The sequence below is a fragment of the uncultured Methanobrevibacter sp. genome (assembly GCF_900314695.1).
GTDB lineage: Archaea > Methanobacteriota > Methanobacteria > Methanobacteriales > Methanobacteriaceae > Methanocatella.
The window spans coordinates 152,003-162,911 of sequence record NZ_OMWD01000003.1 but is presented as its reverse complement, the minus strand read 5'-3'; the positions used below and the strand labels follow the sequence as shown (position 1 = coordinate 162,911).

The 10,909-nt window shown below is 32.3% G+C and carries 6 protein-coding genes; 1 reads left to right on the top strand and 5 read right to left on the bottom strand.

Annotation, left to right across the window (positions count from 1 at the left end):
* Nucleotides 1-164 precede the first annotated feature (164 nt).
* On the bottom strand, nt 165-968 hold the full coding sequence (locus tag QZN45_RS01560) for an ion transporter (protein WP_292606573.1): 804 nt from the start codon (nt 966-968) through the stop codon (nt 165-167).
* Nucleotides 969-1,109: 141 nt separating this feature from the next.
* Here QZN45_RS01560 and QZN45_RS01555 point away from each other — a divergent pair, with 141 nt between their 5' ends.
* A complete protein-coding gene (locus QZN45_RS01555; protein WP_292606576.1) occupies nt 1,110-1,700 on the top strand; it encodes a zinc ribbon domain-containing protein in 591 nt (196 codons plus the stop codon).
* 37 nt (nt 1,701-1,737) lie between these two features.
* Here the strand turns inward: QZN45_RS01555 and QZN45_RS01550 are convergent, their stop codons facing one another.
* From QZN45_RS01550 to QZN45_RS01535, 4 genes are all read right to left on the bottom strand, one after another.
* Nucleotides 1,738-2,544, bottom strand: coding sequence for a potassium channel family protein (locus QZN45_RS01550; RefSeq protein ID WP_292606578.1), 807 nt, complete (start codon nt 2,542-2,544; stop codon nt 1,738-1,740).
* A gap of 221 nt (nt 2,545-2,765) precedes the next feature.
* Nucleotides 2,766-5,147 carry a hypothetical protein gene (locus QZN45_RS01545; protein ID WP_292606580.1) on the bottom strand — a complete coding sequence of 794 codons (2,382 nt, stop codon included), beginning with the start codon at nt 5,145-5,147 and terminating at the stop codon, nt 2,766-2,768.
* Between the two features lie 51 nt (nt 5,148-5,198).
* Nucleotides 5,199-5,564, bottom strand: a complete 366-nt coding sequence (locus QZN45_RS01540) for a hypothetical protein (RefSeq protein ID WP_292606582.1) — start codon at nt 5,562-5,564, stop codon at nt 5,199-5,201.
* Between the two features lie 272 nt (nt 5,565-5,836).
* Nucleotides 5,837-10,792: an Ig-like domain repeat protein gene (locus QZN45_RS01535; RefSeq protein ID WP_296810665.1), complete on the bottom strand. Its 4,956-nt coding sequence runs from the start codon at nt 10,790-10,792 to the stop codon at nt 5,837-5,839.
* Nucleotides 10,793-10,909: the final 117 nt, after the last annotated feature.

Below are 10,909 nucleotides of genomic sequence, written 5' to 3'. Positions count from 1 at the left end.
TAGAGAGAGCATTTGAAAACTAATATCTTCAGATGCCTTTTTGTGAAATTCATCCCCAACCTTAAAGAGGTCGGAGTATTCTTTCACTATTAAGATAAATTGAAACAATGAAAAATTATTTAAAACTTATCAAATCTCAATTTTTAAGAAATTCTTATTAAATCTCATTTATTTTTTATAATCTCTTTTAACTCTTTTATTTCATTTTTGAGCATTTCATTTTCTTCAGAGACATTCTTTAATCTGCCTTCAAGAATTTCAAATTTCTCTTCCATTGAGCTTTCAATGGAAGTTACTATATGATTATCATCATCTTCCAATATGCGATTGGTAAAAACCGAAGATATTGCTGCAGTAATTGTTGAAAATACAAATATTCCAATAATAATCAAAATCAGTGCGATTACCTTTTCAGCATAAGTCTGCGGAACTACATCACCATAGCCCACAGTAGTCAGAGTAACGATTACAAAATAAAAATCATCAAAAAGACCATAAGTTGTACCAAAAGCATACAATAAAGCCGTGAATATAACAACAATTAAAAACATTGCGGCAATAATTTTATCCAAGTTACTTTTTTTAATGAACTTTTCAAAGGTATCAAATCTTTTAATCAAAATCAGCACTCTGAGGAATCTTAAAAGTCCGAGAAATCTGAAAATCTCCAATTCAGGAATAACAACTGTAAAAATCACATCAAAAGGTATAGAAGCAATGAGTGAAATCCAATTGTCTTTCTGTTTTAAAAATTCTAATTTTGGTGATGAAAAATAAAAATTGATAACCCATTCCGCTAAAAGAAGGATACAGACACAAAAATCAAATAGCATCATTGCACGTTCAAGGTCATCAGGAAGACTGAAAAGCAAAGATATTGTAATAAATAGAATGTCAATAATAACTAGTCCGTACAAACCAAACCAGATTGCCATTCGAGAATTTACTTCCATACCTTCCGCATTCATTATCTAAAAAACCTCCACCAATAGAATTTTCATATACAATATATACATTTAGTATTATTCCATATTAATAACTTACTTAAGATAATCTTGCTAAAAAAAATTATTAATAAACAAAATCAAACATTACCATAGGGAATTAAAATGGCTAAATTCTGTAAAAACTGCGGCGCATATATAAGCGAAAATGATGCATTCTGCACCGATTGTGGAAAATCAACACTAAAAACCTGTCCAAAATGCAGAGAACAGTTGACAGCCCATAGCAAATTCTGTCCAGATTGCGGATATGAAATCAAAAGTTCAAGGCTTCCAATCATAATAGCAGCTTTAGCAGCCATTGCAATTGTCGCAGCAATAGCTATTTTCCCAATCACAATTACAAGCATGCAGGAAGTCCAGGTTGACACATTTTCTTTTAACATCCCTGATAACTTTGAGGAAGACCCTGCAAGTACCATTGACGAAAATGACAAGGGAATAATAACCAAATCCAAATGCTGGAATGATTCTGCAGATTTCATTCAAATTGAAGTATTGTATTCCAAAAATTCAAAAATAGATATGGAAAATGTCAATGTCAATATGGAAGGTCAAGCGGAAAACCTCTTTGGATATGACGGATACTATAATGAGTTTTCGGATGCATATTCATTTTCCTTTGTTGACAACAACAAGCTGTGTACAGTATATACTTCAAATCCGGATTTACTGACTGAAATAGAGTTGGTTTAATTTTTTACGTGAAATCAATTAATCTAAAAAATATTGATTAATCATTGTCCATTTTCTTTTTCAACCCGTCGATTTCATCCTGCAACCTTTTGTTTTCCTGGCGAATGATTTTTAGCTCATCCATAATGTTTTGAGAGTTTTCTTCAACAGAAAGCCTTAAATTACCAACTATATCCCCTTCTTCCTTTTCCATCAATCTGTCAGTCAGATATGAAGATAATGCAGCAGTAATGGTTGATACAACGAATATTCCTACAATTATTAACAAGAGAGTTATTATCCTTTCATTGAATGTTTTAGGAACAATATCTCCATATCCCACAGTTGTCAATGTGACAATGACAAAATAAAAACTTTCAAACAGACTATTCGAAGATCCGAAAAACAGATATAGAAACGTGAATACCACTACTGTAAATATGATTGCACCTATGATTTTGTCCAGATTTGTCTTTTTTATAAACTTCTTAAAGCCGTTAAAAAATTTATTGTATAAAACCATTATTCTAAGCAATTTAAAAAGCATTATATATCTTAAAAGATTGGCTCCAGGAATGACGGCTGGAAATAAAGCCTCAAATGGTATGGAAGCGATTAAAGTAACCCAATTTTCCTTTTCCTTTAAAAATTCCTTTTTTGACTTTGCACGATGAAATCTAATTATCCATTCACTTAAAAGGAATATGCATATCATTAAATCAAACAATATGATGTAAAAAGAAGTATCATCCGGCAAATCCAAAAGAAGCCCAACAGAAATGAATATGATATCTGCAAAAATTAAAAAATGCAGGAGAAATAACGATACTGATTTTAAATTAACCTTTTTACCATAGATTTCCATAAGGTAAAACTCCAATTTTTAAATGAAAAAGTTTTCAACTAATTAAATTTATGTCGAGAGCATTTATTAAATATTATGATAAACAACAAAATAACAATTAACTTTGAATTAATTCCCATTAATGCATGAAAAATACTGCATCATCCATCTAACAAAATTTTTAAAAAAAAAGAAAGAATACAGCGTAAATAATTCATTACCGCTGCTAATTGGAATTAAAGCTATTTATCCCTATAAACACCAATAGAACCTAACAACATTATTACAATCACCAATAGAAGAAGAGGATTACCTGCAGCAGGCAATGAATTGGATTTTGCAGAGACTGTTTTAATATTTCCGTCTCGATAATGTTTAGTATGATTTTTTCCTAGAATCAAAACTGTAGTGGATGCATTGCCATAATCTGATGCTGTGACAGTAGCCAAACCGCTTTTATCCCCCCTCAGATAAGCAGTAACTTTTCCATTAGTCCAATTTAGAGTTATTGATTTTTTACCATTGAAACTTCCAATATCACTAAATAATGTGACTTTTGGTCCTGAGAAAAACAATTTGGATTTTGATGAATGGTCTCCTCCGGATGAATCCCTATAGACATCAACTGTAATTTTTGAATACTGGCCTTTTTTGATAATTTTCGGATTTGCATTCACGCGCATGACCAGCCATGGATCATATCTAACAGCACCATTGTTGTTTTTGAATTTGGAGCGAGATGGTTTTGAATTACTTCCCCACCAGTTGAATCTCGCATCAACAACACCTGCAGTAGCATTATCCAAATTTCCAAACATCGTATCGAGAAATGCACCCAATGATATACTCATATTCCTGAGTTCTTCTTCAGTACAGTTTTCAAACATTTCCTGTGACTTTAAAAGTATGTAAGCCAGTTCTTCAGAAGACATATCTGGGTCGTAATCATATGATTCGAGAATAAATTTACGAGTACTGTCCTTTACAACATTATATTTCAAATTAACTGCACGATTATAATGTATTTTAGCTGGCCTTACAACTGCAAAACCGGTTTCAACACCAGTTCCTTCCAAATTATTGCCCATTACAGTCAAATTACCATTGATTGTGAAGTTGGTATTGTTCAGTTTAGATCCCAAATCATTTATGAACTCCATAATCTCATCGATGGTTGCATTTTCCGGAACAGTTATATTGAAACCATTCAAATCAAAACTTAATGTAACACCAGTTATCAGGGTTGCCTTATCACATTTAAGATTATATATGATATTTTTATTAATTGCCGCATTTCCCAAGGACATTACATTGATAGCCTTAATGTCTGATGACTCCAAATTAGTAATGTTATTGTTTGAAACATCAATAAATGCAGTAAAGTTTGTATAATCCACACCTGTTGCAGATATTCCAGTTAGCAGCCTGGTGGCCTTGATATTTTTTATATTATTGTCAAAAACATACAAATCTGCAGACCCAACGCCAGTAGTTGTAATTCCTATTGCCTTGGAATTTTTACCCAAAGCCTTAACATCTTTAATGTTAATGTCATGAATCAAGGTATCTGAAGTGTCATTTTGACCTATTGTAGTTATGGAAACACTTAATGCTGTTGCAGAAGCATTTTCATAGTTACTTGTTGAAATATGGCTGATTGTCAAGTCAGACACATCAACTGTAGGCAAGGTAGTATTCAGCGAAAAGACACCAATGTTTATACCATAAGCATTAACTGCAGCCAAAACATTCTCAACAACATTTCCACCCACATCAAATATATTTAAAGTATCAAGAACACTGTTTCCACCTATATCAAAACCATAAGCAGATTCATTTAACGATTTTATATTTGAAACATAATTATCCGTTACCTTAACGTTTAAGTCATCTGAAACGACACCAATACCGTTTGCCTTAATACCAATGGCTGTTCCATTTACTCTAGTATTGACAATATTAGTAACTCTATTTCGGCATACAATAGGATTATATGTATTTATTGATATTCCTGCACCGTTTAAGTTAGTGATGTTGTTTCCGATTATTGATGTGTTGTTGATTACCCTTATTTCTATTTTACCTGATTTATTTACAGCGAATTCATCCGTTCCAATACCTATATTCCCACCAGTTATCGTATTGTCTATTATTTTACAGCCACTGGCATTAATATGAATTCCTGTCCCGTTGATATCTGCGACAATAATGTGAAATCCTGAAATGACTGTGTTGTTTGCTGTTGGAAGAATCTTGAAAGCAGTATTGCTAGCTTTAAGAACTGCATCATGACCTATGATTGAAAGTTCCTTTGAAACAACAAGATCTTCATAATAACTTCCCTTTGAAACAAATATTGTACTTCCAGCTTCAGCCTTGTCAATAGCTGATTGGATTGAATCTCCATCTTTGACTGTGATTTCACTGGCCAATATATCATCATTGCTTGCAGCTTCAATAACATTATCTTCGACAACACAAAGTAAATCATTTTCAATTAAAATAGCATCATTTTCAATTGATTTGTCCTCATACAATACAGTAGCATTGTCAGCAGCTGAAACCACACTCAATCCAATGAAAAAGAAGATTAATAAAAAAGAAATGAATAATTGATTTTTCATATTTAACCTCCCAACAAATGGGAAAAAAATAAAAAAAAGAAAAAAAGAGATTTATTGAGCTTTGTAATAGAAATAGATTGTTTCTACACCCTCACCACTAGATTTTCCATCCTTAAGAACTTTGTTTCCATTAAGCAATGTGACATTTGTTGGTCCCTTTTCATATTGGTTTACAGTCACACTGGCATAATCTATAGAAGTATTGTTTATTTTTATGGTTTTGGATCCTACACCTTCATCGGAAGAGTACTTTCCATCTACAGTCAAATCCAATCTCCATTTTCCGCTTGTATTTATTTGCAATGTGTAATTGCCATCATCTGTAGTCTCAGACGAACTGCTAACTGCAGTCACCATCATCAATGCACAAACAACTAAAAGTATTGCACCTAATATACCAAATTTTTTGTAATTCATAATACCACCAAACAAATTTTCATTGTAGTAATAGTAAATTATACTTCATAGTATATAAATTATACAGTTAAATAATAAAATTCGTATTAAATTTAGTTATGCAAAATTTTTTAAAAGAAAATTAATTAAACTAACCAATATTTCAAATATATTCTGAATAATTAAAATTTATAACAAAGTTATAATTTCATGCATCCAGCATAAAATGAATTTTCATCTAAAAAACTTGACAATATTCAAAATTAAAAAAAAAGAGTAGATGCAAAAAACATCTACTTAACTGTAATTTTAGGCTTGACAGTCTTGGAGTTATAGAATTTGCTGCCACCATACTTAACGATTGCAGTAAATTTACCTTTTTTAGTCAATTTGGTAATTTTAAAGGTTGCCTGACCCTTACTATTGGTTTTAGCCGAATATGTTTTACCATTGACTTTTAAGGTAACTTTAGTGTTTTTCATAACCTTATTTAAGTTATTTTTTAAAGTTATTGTGTATTTTTTGATTTTTACTGATTTTTTGAATGTTTTTGCATTGGCAGTTAATTTTACTGTAGCCTTTTTAATTATCATTTTAGCAGAAATCTGTTTACAATTTTCAGAGGATATATAAACCGTGTACGTACCTGGATCAATACCCTTTGTTGAGAGTCTAAGGGCACCAGAACTTCCAGTATCCCCATAATAAACATAATACTTACCGCCAAATACCAATTTAATATAAATTTCTTTGCCAGGTATTGGTATTCCATCAGAGTCCAACAAATAAATCATCATATCCTTATTATAACCATAAACAACAGTAACATCATTTGCTGTTAAAATAGGTGTTGGGGCACGAATAGTAAAGCTAAAGTCCATTGTTGGAGCAGCATTGAAATTGGAATCTCCATCATAACTTACAACAAGATTATATGTCCCTTCTGCTGAATAAGGAGATGCCAATGTAGCTTTTCCATTTGAAATAGTTGAGGCATATGTATTTATATCACCATTAAATTTGAATTTGACACTACCAGTAGCATCATTTGGTGTCAATGTAGCAGTTATGATTATTTTTCCATCATTATTTTTACCGACATCCAATGTAAATGAAGAACTGGCTTTTGAAATGGATAATTTGAACTGTTGTTGTTCATTATTGACTGGATTGACAGCAGTAACAACATAATTGCCCGCATCCAAATTAACATTTGCAGTAGCAATACCATTATCGTTAGTAGTTGCAGTGAAGTCCATGCTACCTATTTTAAAAGTAACCTTTTTATTAGCTAAAGCTTTGCCGTATGCATCTAAAAATGTTGCAGTGACTTTTGAGTTTAGATAAGTACCGCTAACATCACTAGCTGAAATTGTTGATTTGACAGTTATTTTAGAATTAACTGATTTTCCAAGATATTCAGATGTAACATAATAGGTTCCAGGAGCCCAATCAATATCAACATAAGCAAAACCATTACTGTTAGTTACAACAGTCTGACTACTGCTACCGTGAGAAAACTTAATATTAGCTCCACTTACAGCCCTACCATCATCAGTCACCTCAATTTTAAATTTGGAAGAGCTTCCATAATATTTTGTTAAGTCAGAAGCAGATATTAAAACATTCTGTCCTGTTGAAACTGTAAATGATATGATGGATGACCTGTACGAATAAACATTGCTATCACCACCATATGTTACATATGCTTCATAATAACCGTCATCTAAATCCAACCCCAATGTTGCCTCGCCGTTGCGAAGTGACCTTGTGAAATTAGCATGATTTCCTCCAACAGTGAAAATTACGTTTCCAGTTGCAAAGCTAGGAACAATACTTGCAGTCAAATTAACATTTTGTCCACTTTGGATGGATGTTAGGAAAATTGTTGGATATGCTTTTTTAACAGTCAATTTAAATGTTTTTTCTTCACCATTAATTGGATTAATAGCTGTAACATCATAATTACCCACATTTAATTTAATATTGTATGTTGCAACACCATTGCTATTGGTTGTAACACCATATAAAGGACCATCATATCTAAATTTAACTGCAGTATTTGAAAGTGCACTGCCATCACTCTTATGGAAGGTGGCTTTAAAATAGGAGCTGCCATAATCAGCAGCCAAATCAGATGTGTCAATAGTGGATTGAACAGTAATTTTAGAAGTAACTGATTTGGAAAGATATTGTGATGTAACATAATATGTTCCAGGAGCCCAATCAATATCAACATAAGCATAACCATTACTGTTAGTTACGAGAGTTTGACTACTGCTACCACAAGTAAACTTAACGATAGCACCACCAACAACCCGTCCACCATCAGTCACCTTAATAGAGAATTTGGAAGAACTTCCATAATATTTAGTCAAATCAGGAGCGGAAATGGATATTTCGCCAGACTGCGGAATTACATTGAAATTGAAATTCACGATGTTGGAAGTATATAAATTATTTTTGTATTGTGCTTTTAAAGTGTGGGAGCCAACAGTAGTGAAATGAAGCCAAAAACTGGCAACACCATTTGAAACTGGGGAATAATAAGTCTTACCGTCAAGATTAACTGTGACCAAACCCCTATTTAACTGATTATTACTTAATTTGAAATTAACTTCAATTCCCTCATTGACATACATGCTGGTAAACTGATTGACACTAAGTGTAACCTCATTTAAAGCCAAAGGAGTGGTAAATGCTTTAATGCAAGCCACGTAAGGAGCTGTATCATAGGAATATAAATCCTTCCATCCATCACCTACATCCATATATGAAATGCCATCTTCGAAAGTTCCAAGGCTAGAATATCCTGAAAAAGCCAATGGAATATACTTATCACCAGAATTTAAATTTTCAATGCAGATTGAAAATTCATCACCTTTTGATAATGTTGTTTTGGTTTTGAATGGAATTGTGTAATATCCTGCAGGACTGTACCCTTCCTGAGTCAAAATCAAATTATTGCCTTTATAAAGAGTTACTCTATAACTAGTAGGCTGTCTAAAAACAGTGGAAAATGCAGATAGGTTCTCATTGTCCTGTGCAACAAAGACATTCTTATATCTGAATACATCACTTTCAGAAATGGCATAATAATTAACACCATTCAGGTCATACTGATAGTTTCTGGAATAGCTTTCAGTGTCATTGAAGATATATGTATAAATATAATTAGTTAATCTTGAAGCTGAATCTGCCAAGAGCTCCCTTTCATAAGAAATGTATACATATCCATCATCATCGGAATCTTCACCCCAACTGTTCTTAACTATCCAAACACCCTTAGCATAATTGCCGAAATAATCCTTATCATTGTAATTATCATTCCATCCAATAAGAGTAATACCATGATTGGATGTTTTCCAAAATGTACCGGTCGCAACGGCACCATAATCCATTATTGCCTTTTTAATGGCATCATTATCATTTGTATCCTTTCTGGTCGGAAGGAAATAAACATTTTGAACATGTAAAAGAGGTGAATAAATATGGGACAATGTAGAATAGTCATCATAAACATCCAAAGTATCGTTTATTGGACCTAACCAATCAATAAAATAGCCAAATGCCATTGAATTAGTTCCACCACGATTAGTTTCTTTATCAATTATTCCAACCAAAGAATACATTGTCATAAGGTTCTTAATGTTTTCTTCTGAAAAATCAAAAGTGATTCCAGTAGCTTTTTTAAGACAGATTTCCAATGTTGCAACGCTTGCAAAAGCCCAACAGTTTCCTCCATCCATCTGATCTTTTACTGGAGTAACATATCCATAATCCCTTGAATCATAAGATGATGGAATTGTGCTTTGATATTCTGGAGAATAATTAATTATAGGAGCTATTACATTACTTCCAATATCAAACAATGTAGTATTGACAATTTTAACATTAGTCAAACCAGTATTTGCATTTTTTGTTATACTTGTAGTGGTTTTTGCAAAAACATACACATCATTTGAATTTACAAATACATTGTTGTTTAATGAAATGCAATCGGCAAGATAGCTGCAAATTGCACCACCATAAACTGCAGAAGAACTTTTGAAATTGGAGTTGGAAATATAAAGATTATTATACATATTGAAAATAGATCCGCCGCAATTTGCAGTGTTATTTTGGAAATTAGAACCTTCAACAGTAGAATATATACTTAATGCACAGATTGCACCACCAAAATCTGCAATCCCATTTGTAAAACTGGATTTTGAAACATCTATACGTCCATTTTTCGCATAGACTGCACCACCTGAATCAGTTAGAGACCAATAATTTAAAAAATTACAGTTTCCTATTGTTGAATTGGTTAATATTGAAGCAATTGCCCCTCCGAAACTGTATGCTTGAGATGTTGTGAAAGTGGAATCAGTCAAATAAATATTTCCTTCTTCCGTATAAATTGCACCACCATATTTGGCATTGCTTTTTGTAAATGAAGATTTTGAGACTGTTAAATTTGATTTTAAACTATAAATTGCACCACCAGACCTATTTGACAATGAATTAGAAAAGACACAATTGGTAATCACAATATTAGTGTAGTTTGCAGCAATGGCTCCACCATACTTTGCATGATTTGTATCAAAATAACAGTTATGGAGATTTATATTACATGCATACCTTGATGATGGATTACTGAATATTGCTCCACCAGATCCATAAGCAGTAAATGCAGAACTATCTGGATCATAATCACATTTTGAATTTACGAAAGCCACATTATCTGCATTTAAATCCCCTTGATTTATAATATGGCCATAATCAAATGTTATATCCTTTAAAACTAAACTTGAACCTGACGAAATGGTCAAATCAAAGTAATAATCAGTACCACGAATAATCGTATTTTCCCTGCTTTGTCCGATGAAAACTGTTTTCGATGAAATCTTTCCGGAACCCTCATAATCATAAACACCATCTGCAAAGTAAGCAGTCATGCCGGATGTTATTCTGGAATCCTTCAAAACCTTATATGGACTTGTTTGTGTACCTTCACCATCACTTCTTGCAGATGCATTAAAATAAACCGTTTGACCAGCAGCCAATGAATCAGAATCAATGTCATCAAGTCCTTTTCCCTCACTTGACTGACTAAGCGAAACATCCGAAGTGTTTTGTACCTTCACTTCCAAATTATTTCCATCATAACCATACATATCATCAGTCGAATTAGAGTCATTTGCACTAACTGATGAAATAGCAATTATGAATATAATTAAAGCGAAAATTAATTTTTTGTTAAACATAATACTATATTTATTTTAACAGCAATATAAGTTATCTAAAGTGATTGCTTTAATTGAGATTATCTGTCAAGAAAATATGGTGAAATTTTTCCAAAAATATGAAAATATAAAAAAAGT